22 protein-coding genes are annotated in these 19,842 nt (G+C 42.2%); 17 read left to right on the top strand and 5 right to left on the bottom strand.

Annotated elements, in window-relative coordinates; all coding sequences use genetic code 11:
• Positions 1-242 precede the first annotated feature (242 nt).
• The 4 genes from DV740_RS08140 to DV740_RS08125 are packed head-to-tail and all read left to right on the top strand — an operon-like array spanning position 243 to position 4,790.
• Positions 243-1,730 (top strand): ASKHA domain-containing protein, encoded by a 1,488-nt coding sequence (locus tag DV740_RS08140; protein WP_158561542.1) that lies wholly within the window; start codon positions 243-245, stop codon positions 1,728-1,730.
• Positions 1,731-1,750: 20 nt separating this feature from the next.
• Positions 1,751-3,445 carry a B12-binding domain-containing radical SAM protein gene (locus tag DV740_RS08135; protein WP_118087820.1) on the top strand — a complete coding sequence of 565 codons (1,695 nt, stop codon included), beginning with the start codon at positions 1,751-1,753 and terminating at the stop codon, positions 3,443-3,445.
• Positions 3,442-4,074, top strand: a complete 633-nt coding sequence (gene nth / locus DV740_RS08130; protein ID WP_118087819.1) for an endonuclease III — start codon at positions 3,442-3,444, stop codon at positions 4,072-4,074. Before DV740_RS08135 ends, nth begins: the two co-directional genes overlap by 4 nt.
• Entirely contained in the window at positions 4,071-4,790 is a 720-nt protein-coding gene (locus DV740_RS08125) for a 3'-5' exonuclease (RefSeq protein ID WP_118087818.1), read from the top strand. The genes nth and DV740_RS08125 overlap by 4 nt, the downstream gene beginning before the upstream one ends.
• Here the strand turns inward: DV740_RS08125 and DV740_RS08120 are convergent.
• On the bottom strand, positions 4,787-5,380 hold the full coding sequence (locus DV740_RS08120; RefSeq protein ID WP_117841646.1) for a hypothetical protein: 594 nt from the start codon (positions 5,378-5,380) through the stop codon (positions 4,787-4,789). The two genes, DV740_RS08125 and DV740_RS08120, sit on opposite strands and share 4 nt — an antisense overlap.
• A 352-nt stretch (positions 5,381-5,732) precedes the next feature.
• Here DV740_RS08120 and DV740_RS08115 point away from each other — a divergent pair, with 352 nt between their 5' ends.
• The 13 genes from DV740_RS08115 (at position 5,733) to DV740_RS08060 (ending at position 15,933) form a co-directional block, all read left to right on the top strand.
• On the top strand, positions 5,733-7,358 hold the full coding sequence (locus DV740_RS08115) for a VanW family protein (RefSeq protein WP_118087817.1): 1,626 nt from the start codon (positions 5,733-5,735) through the stop codon (positions 7,356-7,358).
• Between the two features lie 117 nt (positions 7,359-7,475).
• Positions 7,476-8,462: an AIR synthase family protein gene (locus DV740_RS08110; RefSeq protein WP_118087816.1), complete on the top strand. Its 987-nt coding sequence runs from the start codon at positions 7,476-7,478 to the stop codon at positions 8,460-8,462.
• A gap of 31 nt (positions 8,463-8,493) precedes the next feature.
• Complete coding sequence (locus DV740_RS08105) at positions 8,494-8,976, top strand: Lrp/AsnC family transcriptional regulator (RefSeq protein WP_118087815.1); 483 nt, start codon at positions 8,494-8,496, stop codon at positions 8,974-8,976.
• Complete coding sequence (locus DV740_RS08100) at positions 8,973-10,154, top strand: aminotransferase class I/II-fold pyridoxal phosphate-dependent enzyme (RefSeq protein ID WP_118087814.1); 1,182 nt, start codon at positions 8,973-8,975, stop codon at positions 10,152-10,154. Before DV740_RS08105 ends, DV740_RS08100 begins: the two co-directional genes overlap by 4 nt.
• Complete coding sequence (locus DV740_RS08095; RefSeq protein ID WP_022242739.1) at positions 10,141-10,638, top strand: tRNA (cytidine(34)-2'-O)-methyltransferase; 498 nt, start codon at positions 10,141-10,143, stop codon at positions 10,636-10,638. The genes DV740_RS08100 and DV740_RS08095 overlap by 14 nt, the downstream gene beginning before the upstream one ends.
• A gap of 11 nt (positions 10,639-10,649) precedes the next feature.
• Entirely contained in the window at positions 10,650-11,507 is an 858-nt protein-coding gene (locus tag DV740_RS08090; RefSeq protein WP_022242740.1) for an energy-coupling factor transporter ATPase, read from the top strand.
• Complete coding sequence (locus DV740_RS08085) at positions 11,495-12,364, top strand: energy-coupling factor transporter ATPase (RefSeq protein WP_118087813.1); 870 nt, start codon at positions 11,495-11,497, stop codon at positions 12,362-12,364. Before DV740_RS08090 ends, DV740_RS08085 begins: the two co-directional genes overlap by 13 nt.
• Entirely contained in the window at positions 12,358-13,212 is an 855-nt protein-coding gene (locus tag DV740_RS08080; RefSeq protein WP_117947109.1) for an energy-coupling factor transporter transmembrane component T family protein, read from the top strand. Before DV740_RS08085 ends, DV740_RS08080 begins: the two co-directional genes overlap by 7 nt.
• Before the next feature lie 71 nt (positions 13,213-13,283).
• The gene (gene truA, locus DV740_RS08075; protein WP_118087979.1) at positions 13,284-14,021 is read left to right on the top strand and encodes a tRNA pseudouridine(38-40) synthase TruA; all 738 of its coding nucleotides are present in this window, start codon (positions 13,284-13,286) and stop codon (positions 14,019-14,021) included.
• Between the two features lie 234 nt (positions 14,022-14,255).
• Positions 14,256-14,684, top strand: coding sequence for a 50S ribosomal protein L13 (rplM, locus tag DV740_RS08070; protein WP_022242744.1), 429 nt, complete (start codon positions 14,256-14,258; stop codon positions 14,682-14,684).
• Between the two features lie 16 nt (positions 14,685-14,700).
• On the top strand, positions 14,701-15,093 hold the full coding sequence (gene rpsI / locus DV740_RS08065; RefSeq protein ID WP_022242745.1) for a 30S ribosomal protein S9: 393 nt from the start codon (positions 14,701-14,703) through the stop codon (positions 15,091-15,093).
• A gap of 490 nt (positions 15,094-15,583) precedes the next feature.
• Positions 15,584-15,754, top strand: coding sequence for a hypothetical protein (locus DV740_RS14795; protein WP_158561541.1), 171 nt, complete (start codon positions 15,584-15,586; stop codon positions 15,752-15,754).
• Positions 15,748-15,933, top strand: a complete 186-nt coding sequence (locus DV740_RS08060; RefSeq protein ID WP_118087812.1) for a hypothetical protein — start codon at positions 15,748-15,750, stop codon at positions 15,931-15,933. The genes DV740_RS14795 and DV740_RS08060 overlap by 7 nt, the downstream gene beginning before the upstream one ends.
• Before the next feature lie 134 nt (positions 15,934-16,067).
• On the opposite strand, the gene DV740_RS08055 is transcribed toward DV740_RS08060, so the two are convergent.
• From DV740_RS08055 to DV740_RS08040, 4 genes are all read right to left on the bottom strand, one after another.
• Positions 16,068-17,447 carry an aldehyde dehydrogenase gene (locus DV740_RS08055; RefSeq protein WP_118087811.1) on the bottom strand — a complete coding sequence of 460 codons (1,380 nt, stop codon included), beginning with the start codon at positions 17,445-17,447 and terminating at the stop codon, positions 16,068-16,070.
• A complete protein-coding gene (locus tag DV740_RS08050) occupies positions 17,447-18,658 on the bottom strand; it encodes an iron-containing alcohol dehydrogenase (RefSeq protein ID WP_117696629.1) in 1,212 nt (403 codons plus the stop codon). Before DV740_RS08050 ends, DV740_RS08055 begins: the two co-directional genes overlap by 1 nt.
• Positions 18,651-19,127 carry a MarR family winged helix-turn-helix transcriptional regulator gene (locus DV740_RS08045; protein WP_158561540.1) on the bottom strand — a complete coding sequence of 159 codons (477 nt, stop codon included), beginning with the start codon at positions 19,125-19,127 and terminating at the stop codon, positions 18,651-18,653. Before DV740_RS08045 ends, DV740_RS08050 begins: the two co-directional genes overlap by 8 nt.
• Positions 19,128-19,311: 184 nt before the next feature.
• Positions 19,312-19,815: a glycerol-3-phosphate responsive antiterminator gene (locus DV740_RS08040; protein ID WP_330415601.1), complete on the bottom strand. Its 504-nt coding sequence runs from the start codon at positions 19,813-19,815 to the stop codon at positions 19,312-19,314.
• Positions 19,816-19,842: the final 27 nt, after the last annotated feature.

The raw sequence follows: 19,842 nt of genomic DNA, 5'->3' as shown, positions 1-19,842 counted from the left end.
CAGGCAACGCCGGCACAGGGAAGTGCCGGCGAGGCGCAATTGAACATGGATGTGAATTGGCGCCGGTTGCCGGAGTATACGATAGCTATGTCGAAATTCTTAGTGCCCCTTGCAGGCATTATGTTGCATTTGTAGTCGATGGATAATGCAGCGAGGCTATCAAAACAATGGAAAGGCGTTTTCGAGGAATGCTGGACAAGACTGCTTATAGGCAACCACAAGGAAAGGAGGCAGTGACCACAATGCTGAAACTTCGAATTGGACAACTACATCAGGACATTGTTATGCAGCCGGGAGAAAGCATCGCACAGGCACTGCTTCGGAAAGATTATAAGGTTCCTATGGCATGTGGTGGAAACGGCACCTGTGGGAAATGCAAAGTAGAGATAGACGGTGCATGGGTGAATTCCTGTAAACTCTATCCGAAACCGGAAGAAGATATTATAATTTCTGCCTTTGGCTGGGGAGAGGGAAGAGAAGAATTAACCCAGATTGCAGGAGTAGAAAAAATAAATATAACAGAAGGCAGAGCACGGGAGGCAAAAGGACAAACGAGAAAAACTTTCCTTGCAGTAGATATCGGGACTACCACCATAGCTGCAGCGCTGGTAGAGAAGGAAACAGGAGCGGTGCTTGCCACAGCAGGCTGCGGCAACAGCCAGCGTATATTTGGACAGGATGTATTAAGCAGAATTAAGGCATCTGTAGCGGGAACGGGTGAAAAATTAAAGACATTAATCCGGCAGGATATTTTAAACCTGTCAGAAGAGATACAGAAGAAACAGAAAGACATTGTAATTGAGCATATTTATATTGCAGGAAATACCACCATGGAACATCTTTATATGGGAGATTCCTGTGAGGGACTTGGTAAGGCACCATTTACTCCGGTCAGTCTTGCAGAACGAAAGGACAGCCTTTCGAACATACCGGTGACGTTACTGCCTGGAATTTCAGCATTTGTGGGCGCAGATATTGCAGCTGGCATGCTGGCGTGCGGGATGGATGAAGAAGAAAGACCTTCCCTGCTTTTGGATTTGGGAACCAATGGAGAAATGGTGCTGGCATTAGAGGATAAGATGATTGCCACCTCTGCACCGGCAGGACCGGCATTAGAAGGTGGAAATATTTCATGCGGTGTTGCCAGTGTGACTGGAGCAATCAGCAAGGTGCGTGTCATTGGAGAGCGGACAATTATTGGAACGATTGGAAACACACCGGCAACGGGAATCTGTGGAACCGGCGTGTTAGAGCTGGTAGCTGGACTTTATGAAAATCATATCATAGATGCATCCGGTCAGATGAAGGAAAAATACAGGGAAGAAGGCTTTCCTCTGGCACGGATGAAGGATGGAAAACAGATTACTTTTACCCAGCAGGATATCAGAGAGGTGCAGCTTGCTAAAGCGGCAATTCACAGCGGAATCGAATTACTGTTAGAGCATGCCGGCATTTCCATGGGAGAGATAAAAAAAGTATATTTGGCAGGAGGTTTTGGGGTATATCTGGATGTGCATATAGCAGCAGGCATTGGACTGCTTCCGGCGGAATTAGAGAAGTGTACAAAAGCAGTCGGAAATACATCTCTGCAGGGCTGTATCGCCTATGGAAGTTCGGAAGAAAACAGGAGCCGCACGGAAGAAATGATAAAAAAATGTGAATCAATCAATCTTGCAGAACAGGCGGACTTTGAGGAACGATATGTTGCCAATATGAATTTCCCAGAATAGAAATAAAAGAGGAAGAAATCATGAAGAAAATATTACTCACGGCAGTAAATGCAAAGTATATTCATTCGAATCTTGCGGTTTACAGCCTGCGGGCATATGCCAGAGAATTAAAAGAAAATATAGTACTGGCAGAATACACCATTAATAACCGGACAGAATATATTTTAAGGGAGATTTATCTGAAAAAGCCGGATGTAATCTGCTTTTCCTGCTATATCTGGAACATTTCCATTATTTTAGAAGTGGCAGAGGAATTTCATAAACTTTGTCCCAAGGTTCCAATCTGGGTAGGAGGCCCGGAGGTTTCCTATGAAGTGGAGGCGTTCTTAAAAGAGCATCCGTTTATTACCGGTGTCATAATCGGCGAAGGGGAGAAAACTTTCTCGGAGCTTTGCAGGTATTATGTGAAGGGAAAAGGCAGTTTGGAGGAGATGAAGGGCATAGCCCTTTTTGATGGAGCTGGAAATGTGCAGATTCATGAGTCACAGGAAATTCTTGATATGAATACGATTCCCTTCTGCTATGATTTGTCGGAGGATTTTTCCCACCGGATTATCTATTATGAATCCAGCAGGGGCTGTCCGTTCCGTTGCAGCTATTGCCTGTCCTCGGTAGAGAAGATACTCCGGTTCCGGGATGTGGAAATCGTAAAAAGAGAGTTACAGTTTTTCTTAGACCAGAAGGTAAAACAGGTTAAATTTGTTGACCGTACTTTTAATTGTGACAAAAAGCATGCCATGGCAATCTGGCAGTATATTTTAGGACATGATAATGGAATCACGAATTTTCATTTTGAAATTGCAGCGGATTTGCTGACGGATGAGGAAGCAGACTTAATTGCAAAGATGCGTCCGGGCCTGATACAGTTGGAAATCGGGGTACAGTCCACCCATGATGAAACAATCCGGGAAATCCACCGCCATATGGATTTAAAAGATGTGCACCAGATGATGAAAAAAGTCCAGAAGGCAGGAAACATTCATCAGCATCTGGATTTAATTGCAGGACTGCCTTTTGAAGATTATGAAACATTTACCCATTCCTTTGATGATATTTATGAATGGAAACCGGAGCAGCTGCAGCTTGGTTTCTTAAAGGTTTTAAAAGGCTCTTATATGTATGAACATGCAAAAGAGTATGAGGCAGTATACCGGGCAAAACCACCTTATGAGGTGCTTCGGACGAAGTGGCTTTCCTATGAAGATATCTGTAACATTAAGCTGGCGGAAGAAATGCTTGAGGTATATTATAACAGCACACAGTTTCCGGTGAGCATCCGGCTGCTAGAGACGATACACGAAAGTGCTTATCATATGTTTGAAAATCTGGGACATTTCTATGAGGAACATGGCTACCTTGCCATGAGCCATACCAGAATGCGGCGAAGCGAGATTCTCTTGGAATATGTAGAAAGCCTTGGGGTGGCTGACATGGAAGTGTTCTATCAGGCGGCAACTTATGATATTTACAGCAGGGAAAATGCCAAGAGCCGTCCAAAATGGGCAAAGGATTATGCGCAGTGGAAAGATGTGACAAGAGCATATTGCCCGAAGGGAAGCCTTGCACATATCGAGTGCTTTGACTATAGCTTCGAAGAAGATGCATTTGGTAGAAAATGCGAACCATACTATCTGAAATTTGATTATGAAAACAGAAATCCTCTGACGAATCAGGCGGAAGTTACGATAATTCAGTGGGAGGGAGAGACAAAGTGAAAAAAAGGACGGCAGAAATATTAAAAAGATTAGATGAAACCTATGGTACCGAATACATCTGTTATCTGAATCACGAGACACCTTGGCAGCTTCTGATAGCAGTAATCTTAAGTGCGCAGTGTACCGATGCCAGGGTAAATATTGTGACAGAAACATTGTTTAAAAAATATGACACCTTGGAGAAATTTGCCAATGCAGATCTGGCGGAATTAGAGGAGGACATCCGTTCCACCGGATTTTATCACAATAAGGCGAAGAATATCATATCCTGTGCGAGGACGCTGGTTCAGGAATATCATGGAGAAGTTCCGTCTACATTGGAAGAACTTACTTCCCTTGCAGGAGTTGGACGAAAGACTGCAAATGTCATCCGGGGAAATATTTACCATGACCCAAGTATCGTAGTAGATACCCATGTAAAACGTATTTCCAAACGCCTTGGATTTACAAAAGAGGATGATCCGGTAAAAGTAGAATATGATCTGATGAAAGTATTACCGAAGGATCACTGGATTTTATATAACATCCAGATTATAACATTCGGAAGAAATATCTGTTTCGCAAGAGGACCAAAGTGCAGCGAATGTTTCTTGCAGGATTTGTGTAAAGCAGAGGATAAGCGGAAATGATACCACAGGATTATACAGTAATTGACCTTGAAATGACGGGGCTTCATCCGAAAAATGATGCCATCCTTGAGGTGGGAGCAGCAAAAATAAGAAATGGTGAAGTGACGGATACCATGGACATTTTTGTGAATCCCGGCAGGAAAATTACGCAGGAGATAACAGAACTTACCGGAATTACCGATGCGATGGTAAAGGAAGGCTTAAGTCCGGCAGCAGCATTTCATAAGACAGCAGAATTTATCGGAGATGATATTCTGGTGGGACACAATATCATATTTGACTACAGCTTCTTAAAGCAGCAGGCAGTCAATGAGAAAGTGCCGTTTGAAAAAAAAGCAGTAGATACGTTGAAAGCAGCACGCAAATGTATGCTGCGTCCGGAAAAAAAGTCTTTGGAATGTCTCTGCGATTACCTTGATATTGAGCGGGAACGGGAGCACCGGGCAATCTATGATGCACTGGCAACCCATGAACTTTATCAGTATTTACAAAAGACATATGGAGAAACAAATCCGGAAGTATTTGAACCGAAAGATTTGATATATAAAACAAAACGCCAGACTCCTGCAACGAAAATTCAAAAAATTCACTTGAAGGAACTGGCGGATTATCATAAAATAGAACTTGACATTGTCTGGGAACAACTGACCAGAAGCGAAGCATCGCGTCTTATGGATAAGTTGATTTCACAGTATGGAAGATGCCCGAAAGATTAGGAAAGTTTTTCTTTGATACGTTTTCTGGAGCCTTCCGGCAGTGTGGCAAGCTTCTGATATACTTCGGTCAGTGAACTGCAGTCGTTTGTTTCTTTTAAAAGAGGAACTAACAACGTATAATTATCTGTAATATCGCTTCCGCAGCGGATGCCAAAGAGCAGAATATCGATGGCGGCTTTTGCTTCAGACTGGTCGCAGAGCAGTTTGCCAAGTTTTGCAATGGTACAGATTAAAGTATTATAATTTTCATCAAACTCGGTCAGAGCTGCAAGGCTGGCAGCACCGTAAGCTAATTTTAAATCGGTATTGGTTTTGCCATTCAGATTAACGATTTTTTTGGCAGACAGCTGACGAAGTGTTTCATAAAGGGTGAGGACATCTTCAGATGCCTGTGCCGGGGGAGTCAGCAGTTCTTCCGGAATAGTAATATAAGGAAGGTTGTCAAGACTGCGGCGGCGGGTGGCGTTGGCTTTATTTTCACGGGCCCAGAACTGCTCGGTAATTTCCTGTTCCTGTTTGGTAATCTGACGCTTTCTGGAGTTTAGAAAAACAACAAAAATGATAAAGCATATGAGTATGATAGGAAACATAGTTTGCTCCTTTCGAAAGTATAGTAGTATAAAAATAAATATGAGGTGAATGAAATGATTAATTTTAAAAATTCAAAAGGGAAAAAATATTTCGCGGGATTTATCGCAATTATTCTCGTTGCGGCAATGGTATTATCCCTTTGCATCACTATTTTTTCATAGAATTTTTTATGCATTCATCATGTCATAATATACAGAAATCGCGTATTTCTGTCAAATATATTAGTAGTTATGACGCTTGAAAATGCAAAGTTATATGATAAAATGAGTGTTAGCAAAACTATCACAGTGTAATCTGCTGAATAAAAAGCTTTAAAATGTCTTGAGGGTTTAAGAGATTGAGAGGAAGAATATGAAAAAAATAAAATTAGTGCTTCCGATTCTGGGACTGGTACTCGCAGTAACAGCGGGTGTATCAGCAACCGCAATTGTGAAAGCGGATGAAAATGCAGAAGTGATTCCACAGAACGTATATATCGGGGATGTGTCTGTAGGCGGAATGAGTGAATCAGATGCAGAGGCAGCTGTAGAAGCAGCAGTATCTGCTTATGAGGATGCGACCTTTGAACTGTCCGCCGCAGAAAACAGTGTAAAGGCAAGCCCTTCTGATCTGGGATTGAGCTGGAGCAATAAGGATATCGTAAAAGAAGCAATGAATTATACCCGTACGGGAAATCTTCTGGAGCGTTACAAAGCGAAGAAAGATCTGGAAAAGGAAAATAAAGTATTTGATATTATATATACCGTAGATACAGACACCACAAAAAGTTTTCTGGAAAATCACGCCAAAGAGCTGAACCAGGAAGCGGTCAACAATGGCCTTACACGTGAGGATGGTGAATTTAAAATCATCGATGGCCAGGAAGGTATCGAAGTAGATGAGGATGCTTCTGTAGAAAGTTTACAGAAATATTTTACCGAAGAATGGAAGGGCGGAGATGCAGCCATCAGTCTGGTAGCAAATGTGGTAGAGCCGGAAGGAACTGCAGAAGAACTTTCCAAGGTAAAGGATTTACTGGGCTCTTTCTCTACCGACTTCAGTGATTCTTCTGCCGGTCGTGTGGCAAATGTAAAAAATGCGGTAAGTAAAATTGATGGAACCGTACTTTACCCGGGAGAGGAATTTTCTGTGTATGAAGCTATTGCACCACTGGACGCTTCCGGTGGATATGAACTGGCAGGTGCATACGAGAATGGTACAACCGTAGAATCTTATGGTGGTGGTGTATGTCAGGTTTCCACAACGCTTTATAATGCGGTTATCCGTGCAGAACTGGATATTACTGAGCGTTATGCACATTCCATGCTGGTAACATATGTACAGCCATCTATGGATGCAGCGATTGCCAGCAATTTAAAGGATTTGAAATTTAAGAATAATCAGGAGGCTCCGATTTATATTGAAGGATACTGCAGCGGCGGTATTGTATATTTCAACGTATTTGGTCAGGAGACAAGACCGGCTGACCGTCAGGTAAACTTTGTCAGTGAAACGGTCAGTGAAGAAGAGCCGACTATTCAGGTGCAGACTACTGAAGACCCGATTGGAACTGTAACCGTTCAGAAAGCACACATCGGTAAATCGGCAAAACTCTGGAAGATTGTTACCGTAGATGGCGTAGAAGAAAGCAGAGAGGTATTTAATACCAGTAAATATAAAGCAACACCTAGAATTATTTCTGTTGGTATGGGCTCTGATAATGAAGAGGCAATTGGAGCAATGAATGCAGCGATTGCAACGCAGGATGAAGCAGTTATCCGTTCTGCAGCAGCAACCTGGTGCTCAGATGCGGTAGCAGCAAGAGCGGCAGAAGCTGCAGCGCAGCAGCAGCAACAGGCGGCTTCCGGTGGAGTAGAGCCACCGGCTGATGCACCTGCCGCACCAACAACACCGACGACACCGACTACACCAACAACACCAACAACACCGACGACACCGGATACAGGAACCGGAGATGGAGCTGCAACCACCCAGTAAAACGGTGAAAGATGATGCAGGCATGCGATTTTTATCGCCATCCGCGTAAATAAGAAGCAAGAAAGGCTGCCTCGGCTATGAGACAGCCTTATGCTGTAAAAATGGGAAGAAGAATCTATGAAGATAGGAAAAGTGCCGGAAAGCGTATTAAAACGCTCCGTAATCAGACAATTGCATACGAAGAGAAAGGAAGTTGTGTTAGGTGCAGGCGTGGGAGAAGACTGTGCTGCCCTTACCCTTGCCCCGGATGAGATGTTTGTAATGTCTACGGATCCGATTACAGGAACAATCCATGAAATCGGAAAGCTGGCAATTCTCATTACTACTAATGACCTGGCAAGTGCCGGAGCAGAACCAATTGGAGTTATGTTAACCATATTGCTGCCGGAGTACACGGAAGAAAGCCTTTTGAAACAACTGATGCAGGAGTTGGAAGAGGCTGCCGCGGCGGTGTCCGTTCAGATTATGGGCGGACATACCGAGATTACCAGGGTGGTAAATCAGCCACTGGTTACTGTATGCGGTGTAGGGAAGGTAAAGAAGAACGGACTCATTTCTACCGGAGGAGCCAGACCGGGCATGGATATTATTGCAACGAAATGGATTGGCCTGGAGGGAACAGCTATTATTGCCCATGAAAAGGAAGAAGAACTCTGTACTCATTTTTCCAGGCATTTTGTAGAACAGGCACAGGCACTTGACCGGTATTTATCTGTAATGCCGGAGGCCGCCACCGCCGTGAAGTCTGGCGTGGGAGCAATGCATGATGTAACAGAGGGCGGAATATTTGGAGCACTCTGGGAGATGGCAGAAGCATCCGGCGTCGGACTGGAAATCGACTTAAAGAAGATTCCGCTTCGGCAGGAGACAGTAGAAGTCTGTGAGTTTTTCCATATCAATCCCTATGAACTGATCTCCAGCGGCTGTATGCTGATGGCAGCAGCTGATGGAAATGAGCTGATCAGAAGATTAAAGGAAAATGGTATTGAAGCAACGGTAATCGGAAAAGCAACTGCGGGAAATGACCGCGTGCTTATGAATGAGGACGAACGCAGATTTTTAGAACCACCGAAGACGGATGAATTATATAAAGTAATTCAGTAGTAAATCAGAAATCAATTGGAGGAATTGAAGCATGAGAGAGAAGATTTTAACCTTTATAGAGAAGAACAGCAGAATTGATTTAAAAGAGCTGGCTGTTGTATTGGGCGTAGAAGAAGCAGTCGTTATGAATGAATTAGAAGCAATGGAGAAAGAAAATATCATCTGTGGCTATCATACCTTGATTAACTGGGATAAAGCCGGCGTAGAAAAAGTATCCGCATTAATTGAAGTACGGGTTACTCCGCAGCGTGGTATGGGATTTGATAAAGTAGCAGAGCGTATTTATAATTATCCGGAAGTAAATTCTGTATATCTGATTTCAGGAAGCTTTGACCTTTTGGTGACCATCGAGGGAAAGAGCCTGCGTGAAGTATCCCAGTTCGTATCTGAGAAACTTTCTGCATTAGACTCCGTATTAAGTACACAGACCAACTTTATTTTGAAAAAATACAAAGACCACGGAACCATTATGGCAGCAAAATCAAAAGATGAAAGGATACAGATGATACCATGAGAAATCCATTATCAAAAACAATCGTAACGATACAGCCATCTGGAATCCGGAAATTTTTTGATATTGTAAATGAGATGGAAGATGCTATTTCCTTAGGAGTAGGCGAGCCGGATTTTGATACTCCATGGCATATCCGGGATGAGGGAATTTATTCCTTAGAGAAGGGACGTACCTTCTATACTTCCAATGCCGGATTAAAAGAATTAAAAATAGAAATTGCAAAATACTTATTCCGTAATTATGACTTGCAGTATGATTATCAGCATGAAATCGTAGTAACCGTAGGCGGAAGCGAGGCAATTGATATTGCCATGCGTGCCATGCTTGACCCGGGCGATGAAGTGTTAATCCCGATGCCAAGTTATGTATCATATCTGCCATGTGCCGTGCTTGCCAATGGTGTGCCGGTGCCGATTAATCTTAAGGCAGAAAACGATTTCCGTCTGACTGCAGAAGAATTAGAAGCGGCAATTACACCAAAAACCAAGCTTCTTGTTATGCCTTTCCCGAATAATCCGACCGGAGCAATCATGGAGAAAAAGGATTTAGAAGCAGTGGCAGAGGTAGTAAAGAAGCATGACCTCTTTGTCATCAGTGACGAGATTTATTCTGCACTGACTTATACCGAGAAACATATTTCTATCGCATCCCTTCCTGACATGAAGGAGCGTACCATTGTTATCAATGGATTTTCCAAATCCCATGCGATGACCGGATGGCGTTTGGGCTATGCCTGTGGACCGAGAATCATCTTAGACCAGATGTTAAAGATTCATCAGTATGCAATTATGTGTGCACCGACTACCTCACAGTATGCAGCAGTGGATGCACTTCGGGCAGGGGATGAAGATGTCCAGAGAATGCGGGAAGAATATAATGGCAGAAGAAGATATCTGATGCACCGTTTTGAAGAAATGGGCTTGGAGTGTTTTGAACCATATGGAGCCTTTTACTGTTTTCCATGTATCAAAGAATTTGGAATGACTTCTGAAGAATTTGCCACCAATCTCTTAAAGACAGAGAAGGTAGCGGTTGTTCCGGGAACTGCATTTGGTGACTGCGGAGAAGGATTTATCCGTATTTCCTATGCTTATTCCCTGGATAATCTGAAAGAGGCATTAGACCGTATGGAGCGTTACATAACAGGATTGCGAGGCGGGAACAATGGCGAAGCTTAATATCGTACTTTATGAGCCGGAGATTCCTTATAATACCGGAAATATCGGAAGAACCTGTGTAGCAACCGGAACCAGACTGCATCTGATTGAGCCGCTGGGCTTCCATCTGACAGAGAAAGCAATCAAGCGGGCAGGAATGGATTACTGGGACCAGCTGGATGTGACAAGATATGTCAATTATGAGGATTTCTTAGAGAAGAATCCGGGTGCAAAGATTTATATGGCAACCACCAAGGGGCGCCATGTTTATACAGAAGTAAATTATGAGCCGGACTGTTATATTATGTTTGGAAAGGAAAGTGCGGGTATTCCGGAAGAAATTCTGATACAGCATCCGGATGAGTGTATCCGGATTCCTATGATCGGAGATACCCGTTCCTTAAACTTATCCAATTCAGCAGCAATCGTATTATATGAAGCACTGCGCCAGAACAATTTTGACCATATGCGGCTGGCGGGTGAACTGCACAGATTACATTGGTAGAAAGGTAAATTATGGGCATCATCAAAGCAAAAGATTTGGTACATGAATATATAAGACGTGATGAAGAAGGCAATGTGGAGTCTATCCAGACTGCCCTTGATAAAGTAAGCCTTGATGTAAAAAAAGGTGACTTTATCGCAGTATTAGGACACAACGGTTCCGGAAAATCTACCCTTGCCAAGCATATCAATGCAATTTTAGAGCCCACAGAGGGAAGTCTCTGGGTAGATGGCTTTGATACCACAGATGAGAAAAATATCTGGGATATCAGACAGCGTGCCGGAATGGTATTCCAGAATCCGGACAACCAGATTATTGCAAGCGTGGTAGAAGAGGATGTCGGATTTGGACCGGAAAATATAGGCGTGCCGACAGATGAAATCTGGCAGCGTGTGGAAGAAAGCTTAAAAGCGGTCGGCATGTTAAAATACAGAGAGCATTCCCCGAATAAATTATCCGGCGGACAGAAGCAGCGTGTGGCTATTGCCGGGGTAATGGCGATGCAGCCGGAATGTATTGTTTTAGACGAGCCGACAGCCATGCTGGATCCGGTAGGAAGAAAAGAAGTATTAGAAGCTGTTCATGCACTGAACCGGGAAAAGGGTGTGACCATCATTCTGATTACACATTATATGGAAGAAGTGGTAGAGGCAGACCATGTCTATGTTATGGATGCCGGAAAAGTGGTTATGCAGGGAACGCCGCGCAGCATCTTTTCCCAGGTGGAACGATTGAAGGAATATCGTCTGGATGTGCCGCAGATTACATTATTAGCATATGAACTTAAGAAGGCGGGACTGGATATACCGGATGGAATCCTGACCAGAGAAGAACTGACGGAGGCGTTGGAAAAGCTATGTCAATCCTAATAAATGAATTAAATTATGTTTACAGCTCAGGCACTGCCTATGAGATACATGCCTTAAGGGATGTTAATCTGAAAATAGAAGATGGAGAATTTATCGGTATCATCGGACATACCGGTTCTGGTAAATCCACCCTGATTCAGCATTTGAACGGACTGGTAAAAGCTACCAGCGGCGGCATTTATTATAATGGACAGGATATTTACGAAGAGGACTTTGATATGAAAGCCCTGCGTAGTAAAGTGGGACTTGTCTTTCAGTATCCGGAGCATCAGCTTTTTGAAACTACCATTTTTGATGATGTATCCTTTGGACCAAAGAACCAGGGACTGACCAAGGAAGAGGCAGGACTTCGGGCATTTGAAGCATTACGGAGCGTAGGACTTCCGGAAGAATTATATTATCAGTCACCCTTTGATTTGTCCGGTGGACAAAAAAGACGTGTTGCAATCGCAGGGGTGCTTGCCATGCGGCCGGAGGTGCTGATTTTAGATGAACCGACAGCGGGACTTGACCCGAAAGGCCGTGATGAAATCTTAGATTTGCTTGCAGCAATGCATAAAGAACGTGGAATTACCATCATTCTTGTTTCACACAGCATGGAAGATGTGGCTAAATATGTGGGAAGAATTATTGTAATGAATCAGGGACAGGTGATGTTTGATGATGTTCCAAAGAAAGTATTCCGCCACTATAAAGAACTGGAAGCAATCGGACTTGCGGCACCACAGGTAACTTATCTGATGCATGAATTGAAGGAAGAAGGCTTCCCGGTAAGCACAGATGCAACTACAGTAGACGAGGCACGGGATGAAATCCTGCGTGTAATAACAAAGAGACAGGATGGAACAGTATGTTAAGAGATATTACATTAGGACAATATTATCCGGCAGATTCCGTTATTCATAAGCTGGATCCGAGGGTGAAATTATTTGGAACACTGATTTATATTATTTCCCTGTTTGTATTTAAGGGACTTCCGGCATTTATACTGGCAGCAATCTTTCTGGTAGTATTAATTAAGCTGTCAAAGGTGCCATTTTCCTATATGGTTAAAGGATTGAAAACCATTGTACTGATTATGTTATTTGCAGCGGTATTTAATTTGTTTTTGACACCGGGAACAAAGCTGGTTTCCTTCTGGATTTTTACCATTACTTATGAGGGATTGAAAAATGCTGTTGTCATGATGGTTCGTCTGATTTTCTTAATTATCGGAACCTCGCTGATGACACTTACCACAACACCAAACGAGTTGACAGATGGTCTGGAAAAAGCGTTATCTCCATTGAAATATATAAAAGTACCGGTGCATGAAATTGCAATGATGATGTCAATTGCACTTCGATTTATCCCGATTCTGATTGAAGAAACAGATAAAATCATGAAAGCACAGATGGCAAGAGGAGCAGATTTTGAACATGGAAATCTGATTCAGAAAGCCAAAAACATGGTTCCACTTCTGGTGCCGCTATTTGTATCTGCATTCCGCCGTGCCAATGATCTGGCAATGGCAATGGAAGCCCGCTGTTATCGTGGTGGGGAAGGCAGAACCAAGATGAAACCGCTTCATTACCAGAAACGTGACCGCATGGCTTATCTGACTTTACTGGTCTATCTTGCAGCAGTCATCGGACTTCGCATCCTCTGGATTAACGTATTGTCCGGTATGGCAGCCGGTATACTTCCGGGAGCATTTCCATTATGAGTACAGAGATAAATCCGGTTGTGAACATAGAAGAGGTAGAAGAGCAGAAAACTCCATCTGCCCCAAACCGATTGAAACGGGTGAAGCTAATTGTAGCCTATGACGGTACGAATTATCACGGCTGGCAGGTGCAGCCCAACGGAGAGACAATAGAAGGCGTGCTAAACCGCACCTTGAGCAGTCTCTTAGGGGAAAAGATTATTGTGACCGGAGCATCCCGGACGGATGCGGGCGTACATTCCATGGGAAATGTAGCAGTATTTGATACGAAGAGCCGCATTCCGGCGGAAAAGATTTCTTATGCCCTGAACCAGCGGCTTCCGGAGGACATCGTAGTGCAGAAATCAGAGGAAGTACCAGCTGATTTTCATCCGAGACACTGTGACAGCCGGAAAACCTATGAATACCGGATTTTAAACCGGGAGTTTCCGCTTCCGATGTATCGGAATAACACATATTTCTGTTACCGCAAGCTGGATTTAGAGAAGATGCAGCAGGCGGCAGAATATTTAAGGGGAGAACATGATTTTAAAAGCTTCTGTGCTACAGCGGCAGTGGTTGAAACAACGGTTCGTACCATTTATGAGCTGACGGTAAGCAGGCAGGAGGATATCATTACAATCCGTGTTACTGGAAATGGATTTCTTTATAATATGGTCCGGATTATTGCAGGAACCCTGCTTCAGGCAGGCATGGGAATGATAGAGCCGGAAGAGATAAAAACAATTCTTGCGGCAAAGGAAAGAAGTGCTGCAGGACCAACGGCACCGGCACAGGGATTAACGATGATTGGAATCGAATATTTATGATAATAAGATAGATGGTATATGGCGAATGTTGTGGAAAATATTTGTAGAGAATTTACTTGACACACGAGGGGTCGTGTACTATAATATCTAAGTCTGACATAGTACAAGAATGTCAATCCAAAGCCCCGGAGCGACATTTCAACTATAGAAACAATAGTGTGGAACGCAAAGCGGACTGCGTCCGGACATTACGCAGAATGTATATGTTCCTTATAATTTCAAGGAGGTAAACCAATGAAAACTTTTATGGCTAGTCCAGCAACCATTGAGAGAAAATGGTATGTAGTAGACGCTGATGGAAAGACATTAGGACGTTTAGCATCAGAAGTTGCTAAAGTATTAAGAGGAAAGAATAAACCAACATTTACACCACATATCGATACAGGTGATTATGTAATCGTTGTAAATGCAGAGAAGATTAAAGTAACAGGTAAGAAATTAGACCAGAAGATTTATTACCATCATTCCGATTATGTAGGCGGTATGAAAGAGACTACATTAAAGGAAATGTTAGCAAAGCATCCAGAAAGAGTTATTGAGTTCGCTGTTAAGGGAATGCTTCCAAAAGGACCTTTAGGAAGAGAAATGTATACTAAATTATTTGTATACGCAGGACCAGACCACAAGCATGAAGCTCAGAAACCAGAAGCTTTAACATTTTAATAGGAGGTAAAAAACATTGGCTAATACAAAGTATTACGGAACAGGAAGAAGAAAATCCTCTGTTGCCAGAGTATATTTAGTACCAGGAACAGGTAAGATTACAGTAAATAAAAGAGATATCGATGAATATTTCGGATTAGAGACTTTAAAAGTTATCGTTCGTCAGCCATTAACAGTTACTGAGACAGCCGACAAGTTCGACGTATTAGTAAACGTAAAAGGTGGCGGATATACAGGACAGGCTGGAGCAATCCGTCATGGTATTGCAAGAGCATTACTTACCGTTGATGCAGATTACAGACCAGTTCTGAAATCTAACGGATTCTTAACAAGAGACCCACGTATGAAAGAAAGAAAGAAATACGGTCTCAAAGCTGCACGTCGTGCTCCACAGTTCAGCAAACGTTAGTTGTTTCCGAATTATATTCAAAACATTCAAACAATATTCCCGGAAGCTTTGGGCTTCCGGGATTTTTATCTAAGTACCAGGTCGGGTACACATTTTCCAATATATAGAAGTAGTCTTATAAATAGCATTATTTTAACAGAAATTAAGATTATATAATTTCAGATTACCGTTACAATTTAATGATAAGCATTATCATAATCAGAATATGATTACATTTACAAGCTGCTACTGGCGACTATTGCAGCACAAAATGAGCGATTCAGGGAAAGAGCTGTAGACGGGAAGATATAGTTACAGCCGAAAATGAGAGATTCGAGAAAAAAGCTGTAGAAAAGGGTGGAAAGTTACAGCTGAATTTGGGAGAGTCGGAGAAAAAGCTGTAGAAGGGGTGATTTAGTTACAGCTGAAAATGAGAGGGGAGAAAAAACAACTGTAATAGAATGGAAAAGTAGAGTTATTTATTGCAATTAATAAGAAGTGGAGGAAATGCATGAAGGGGTTAAGAAAATTATTGATAGAGGAATACTTGAGATTGGAGAAGATTGCTGGAAAGCTGAGAAAAGAATTAGCAGATATGCCAGAGGGAACGCTCAGGGTATCAAAATCTCATAATTATACTCAGTTTTATAATGTGAAAAAAGAGAATGATATGAAATGCTAAAAATTTCTTCAAGCATGATGGATAACCCTGAATATGCAAGAGCAGCAATAAGAAAAATTGAATCTTATGAAAAGAACGGAATATATCCGGGTGAAAATCTGATACTTACATTTGAAACTCAGCAGAATGTGCTGGATTTTAAAATTATAGAAGAGATGATAGACAGATATTTACAATAGATATATAAACAAGCAGGGCACTTTTAAAGCTCCCTGCCAGCCAATAGTCCAGTACTTAGCCGAAGCCCGATCATTCAGACCAATAGACCGGGCATTAGACAATTTCTCTGGAAAATACCCGAAATATCTTCCGGTTATTTCAGAAAGAACCGGATAAGCCTGTCATGAAGAGAAGTATATGGCTGGTATCTCATAGGCAGATCAATACAGGTTTTTTTATCAACGATGCTTTTATAATGGGAAAAGGTATCAAATCCGGTTTTGCCATGATAAGAACCCATGCCACTTTCGCCGAAGCCGCCAAAGCCCATTTCTGTTGTGGCAAGATGGATAATGGTATCGTTGATACAGCCACCACCGAAACCAGTATGGGAAATGACTTCATCTGCAGTCTTTTTGCTTGAAGTAAAGATATAGAGAGCAAGAGGATGAGCCATGGAATTAATTTTGTCGGTAGCTTCACTCATGTGTGAAAAAGTTAATACAGGCATAACCGGACCGAAGATTTCTTCTGACATGACGGCATCTTCAAAAGTCACATGATCCATGACGGTTGGCTCAATCTGCAGCGTTTCTTCGTTGGAATTACCGCCATAAATTACTTTTGAAGAATCAATCAACCTATTGATGCGATGAAAATGCTTTTCGTTGATGATTTTGCCATAATCGGAATTCTCAAGAGGAGATTCCCCATATTGCCGGATGATTTCTTTTTTTATTTCTAGGAGCAAAGCATCTTTGATCTGCTCATCGCAATATACATAATCCGGTGCCACACAGGTCTGGCCGCAGTTGAGATATTTCCCAAATACGATTCGTCTGGCGGCTAATTTCAGGTTGGCATCTGCTGCAACGATGCAGGGACTTTTTCCACCAAGCTCAAGTGTTACCGGAGTAAGGTGGGAAGCTGCATGCTCTAAGACAGTTTTGCCGACCGCCTGACTTCCGGTAAAGAATATATAGTCAAAGTGCGACTGCAAAAGAGCCGTATTTTCTGCCCGGCCACCGGTTACAACTGCTACATATTTCTCTTCAAAACATTCTTTTATCAGAGATGTGATGATGGCACTTGTGTTAGGCGAGTAGGCGCTTGGCTTTAAAATGACAGTATTTCCTGCGGCAATTGCATCGATTAATGGGTCAATGGTTAACAGGAAAGGATAATTCCAGGGGCTCATAATCAGTACAACACCATATGGAGACGGTTTTTTGTAGCTTCTGGAATGAAATTGTGCAAGGGGCGTATGAACGTTTTTTTCACTGGCAAATTTTCTGGTGTGCTTTATCATATAGGTAAGTTCGCTTAAAGCCAGTCCGGCTTCGCACATATAGCTTTCGTGGGCTGATTTTCCAAGGTCAGCCTTAAGCGCTGCTAAAATTTCATTTTCATGGTTTGAAATAGTATTTTTCAGCTTTTTTAAAGCGGCAATCCGGTAAGCAACTGATAATGTTTCACCGGTTTTAAAATAATTGCGCTGCGTAGAAACAAGTTCTGTTATTTCAGCTTCAGTCATTATTTTTCCTCCTCTGGCATAAGCATATAATAGTATTTTTCGAGCTCTTTTGCATTCATCAGAACTGGAACCGGATAAAGCGGGTTTGCTTCTTTATCGGCATATCTGGAAAGCTCCGGAATATCTTCTTTTTGAATCTCGGAAAAAGTATCACCAATCTGGAAATATTTTTTCATGTCTTTGATGGCAGAGATAAATTTATCAGCAGCTACTTCATAATCATCGGATTCGTCAGCAATACCTGCATAAACAGCAAGTTGGTAAAGCTTTTTGCAAATGGTAGAACCATAATCTTCTAATACCATCGGAAGTATTGTCGCATTGGCAAGTCCGTGTGGAATATTATATTTGCCGCCAAGGGAGTGGGCTACGGCATGGACATAGCCGACATAGGATTTGGTAAAAGCACATCCGGCAAAGAAAGAGGCTTTCAACATTTCTTTTCTTGCTTCTATATTCTGACCGTCGTCATATGCTTTGTAGATATTGTCAAAAATTAATTTAGTTGCTTTTTTAGCATATTTTCTGGTATGCCTTGTAGTAGAACCGCCAATATAAGCTTCTACGGCGTGGGTTAAGGCATCCATACCGGTGGTGGCGGTAAGAGATGGCGGAAGACTTATGGTTACTTTCGGGTCTAATACAGCATATGCAGGAATTAAAGGAAAATCATTGATGGCATATTTGTGTCTTGTCTGGGCATCTGTGATAACAGCAGCGAGAGTGGTTTCGCTTCCGGTTCCTGCAGTTGTCGGAATCGCAACCAATAAAGGCAGTTTTTTATGCACTTTTAAGATACCTTTCATTTTGGATAAAGACTGCTTAGGTTTTGCAATTCTTGCACCGACGGCCTTGGCACAGTCGATACTGGAGCCACCACCAAAACCAATGATAGCATCACAATGTTTTTCAAGATAAAGCACTCTTGCTTCTTCTACATTTGTTGTAGTTGGATTAGCGACCGTCTTATCATAGATAAAATAATGGATGTTATGGTGGTCAAAATGCATAAGCATCCGGTCTAAAAGACCAAATTTGCGGATACCGGCATCTGTAATGATTAATATAGTATCAATGCCTTTTTCTTCAAAAAGCCCGGTCAGTTTGGAAGTGCTGTAAAAAACTTCCGGATGTCTGTAAGGCAAAAAAGGGATTGCAATTTTAAAACATTTCTGAAAAATTCTGCAATATGCAGCTTTACATTTATTCATGATCATCATTCCTTTCTAATTCATTACAATATTGTTCTAAGTTTGCGGAAATTGTTTTTAATGCAGAATAAAAAACAGCCCGGGTTTCATCGGAAAGATCTGAGCCGCCAAAAGATACCGCATTGTTGATTGCGGCATTTACTTTTTGGGCATAAGCAATCCCTTTGGGTGTCAGGATGACCTTGGCGCGGTATTTCCGCTTGTCGGACGTATCTTCTGCGTTGACATATTCTACCAGCCCCTGTTCTAGGAGGTCGGCAAGTGCCCTGGAAATACCAGCCTTGTTTTCTTTGGCGAGAACACAGATTTCAGCGGCAGTAAGACCTTCCGGAGAATTGTTTAGAAAATTCATGCATGTAACATGAGTGCCCTTAAGACCAATTTTGTTCATCTCATATTTCTTTATTTTTACAATGTTTTTGTAAATCGATGCAATATTGGTGGTAAAGGTTTCAAATCGTTCAATCATAGCTGCCTCCATAAAGCTACGGAAAAGTGTATTATTTTCCGTTGTTTACATAAAAAAATGTTGCATACTCAACATATAAAAGCATAACAGTTAAAAGTTGAATAGTCAACATCTTTGCACATATATAGAATAAAAAAGTATTGGAAGCGAACTAATTTAATATAGAAAGAATAAATCTCCGGTTTCAGTCGTAGTTTACAGAAACCACACATCCGGATTGGTGGAAGAGATGCAGACAGCTCCGGCATATGTGGGATACAACCTTAGGCATCAGTGCCGGCAGGATTTCGATGTAATCCGGTTTAACAGAGCGAAGCTGCTTTTCGATGCTGCTGTAAGCCATGGAATCGATGACAAAGAAACGCAGAATCGTGGAAAGTTCTAATTCCCTGGCTCGTTTAATAAGGGCTGGTTTGGTAGTGATAATACCGTCAGCCCGGGTAAATTTCTGAATGAAATCCACGGCAATCTCTTTCACGGAAAGACCGTTAATTAAATCAATGTGTACCATAGCGGTTTTTCCGGCAGATTTCACTTTGTCTACAATATCTGAAATATTGCAGATATCTCCAAACAGAATAAAAATAACCTGGCTGTCACAGGTCAGACATTTTTCTAATCCTGTCATATCTTTAATCGCCGCAATAATCGGTGAATTCTCCATAGCGTCTCTACAGTTGGAAAGCATAATATAACCGCTTTTCTGAATCTTTGT

This window comes from Roseburia sp. AF02-12, from assembly GCF_003461765.1.
Lineage (GTDB): Bacteria > Bacillota > Clostridia > Lachnospirales > Lachnospiraceae > Roseburia_C > Roseburia_C amylophila.
Note: the sequence above shows the minus strand (reverse complement) of the source record. Positions and strands in the feature narration are given on the sequence as shown.

What these genes read in the sequence shown, in the direction of transcription:
- DV740_RS08135 (WP_118087820.1), top strand. Translation starts at nt 1,751, where the DNA reads ATGAAGAAAATATTACTCACGGCAGTAAATGCAAAGTATATTCATTCG.
- DV740_RS08060 (WP_118087812.1), top strand. Translation starts at nt 15,748, where the DNA reads ATGCTAAAAATTTCTTCAAGCATGATGGATAACCCTGAATATGCAAGA.
- rplM (WP_022242744.1), top strand. Translation starts at nt 14,256, where the DNA reads ATGAAAACTTTTATGGCTAGTCCAGCAACCATTGAGAGAAAATGGTAT.
- DV740_RS08100 (WP_118087814.1), top strand. Translation starts at nt 8,973, where the DNA reads ATGAGAAATCCATTATCAAAAACAATCGTAACGATACAGCCATCTGGA.
- DV740_RS08045 (WP_158561540.1), bottom strand. Translation starts at nt 19,127, where the DNA reads ATGATTGAACGATTTGAAACCTTTACCACCAATATTGCATCGATTTAC.
- DV740_RS08115 (WP_118087817.1), top strand. Translation starts at nt 5,733, where the DNA reads ATGAAAAAAATAAAATTAGTGCTTCCGATTCTGGGACTGGTACTCGCA.
- DV740_RS08085 (WP_118087813.1), top strand. Translation starts at nt 11,495, where the DNA reads ATGTCAATCCTAATAAATGAATTAAATTATGTTTACAGCTCAGGCACT.
- DV740_RS14795 (WP_158561541.1), top strand. Translation starts at nt 15,584, where the DNA reads ATGAAGGGGTTAAGAAAATTATTGATAGAGGAATACTTGAGATTGGAG.
- DV740_RS08055 (WP_118087811.1), bottom strand. Translation starts at nt 17,447, where the DNA reads ATGACTGAAGCTGAAATAACAGAACTTGTTTCTACGCAGCGCAATTAT.
- DV740_RS08140 (WP_158561542.1), top strand. Translation starts at nt 243, where the DNA reads ATGCTGAAACTTCGAATTGGACAACTACATCAGGACATTGTTATGCAG.
- DV740_RS08120 (WP_117841646.1), bottom strand. Translation starts at nt 5,380, where the DNA reads ATGTTTCCTATCATACTCATATGCTTTATCATTTTTGTTGTTTTTCTA.
- DV740_RS08105 (WP_118087815.1), top strand. Translation starts at nt 8,494, where the DNA reads ATGAGAGAGAAGATTTTAACCTTTATAGAGAAGAACAGCAGAATTGAT.
- DV740_RS08125 (WP_118087818.1), top strand. Translation starts at nt 4,071, where the DNA reads ATGATACCACAGGATTATACAGTAATTGACCTTGAAATGACGGGGCTT.
- DV740_RS08050 (WP_117696629.1), bottom strand. Translation starts at nt 18,658, where the DNA reads ATGAATAAATGTAAAGCTGCATATTGCAGAATTTTTCAGAAATGTTTT.
- DV740_RS08110 (WP_118087816.1), top strand. Translation starts at nt 7,476, where the DNA reads ATGAAGATAGGAAAAGTGCCGGAAAGCGTATTAAAACGCTCCGTAATC.
- DV740_RS08095 (WP_022242739.1), top strand. Translation starts at nt 10,141, where the DNA reads ATGGCGAAGCTTAATATCGTACTTTATGAGCCGGAGATTCCTTATAAT.
- DV740_RS08090 (WP_022242740.1), top strand. Translation starts at nt 10,650, where the DNA reads ATGGGCATCATCAAAGCAAAAGATTTGGTACATGAATATATAAGACGT.
- DV740_RS08080 (WP_117947109.1), top strand. Translation starts at nt 12,358, where the DNA reads ATGTTAAGAGATATTACATTAGGACAATATTATCCGGCAGATTCCGTT.
- DV740_RS08040 (WP_330415601.1), bottom strand. Translation starts at nt 19,815, where the DNA reads ATGCTTTCCAACTGTAGAGACGCTATGGAGAATTCACCGATTATTGCG.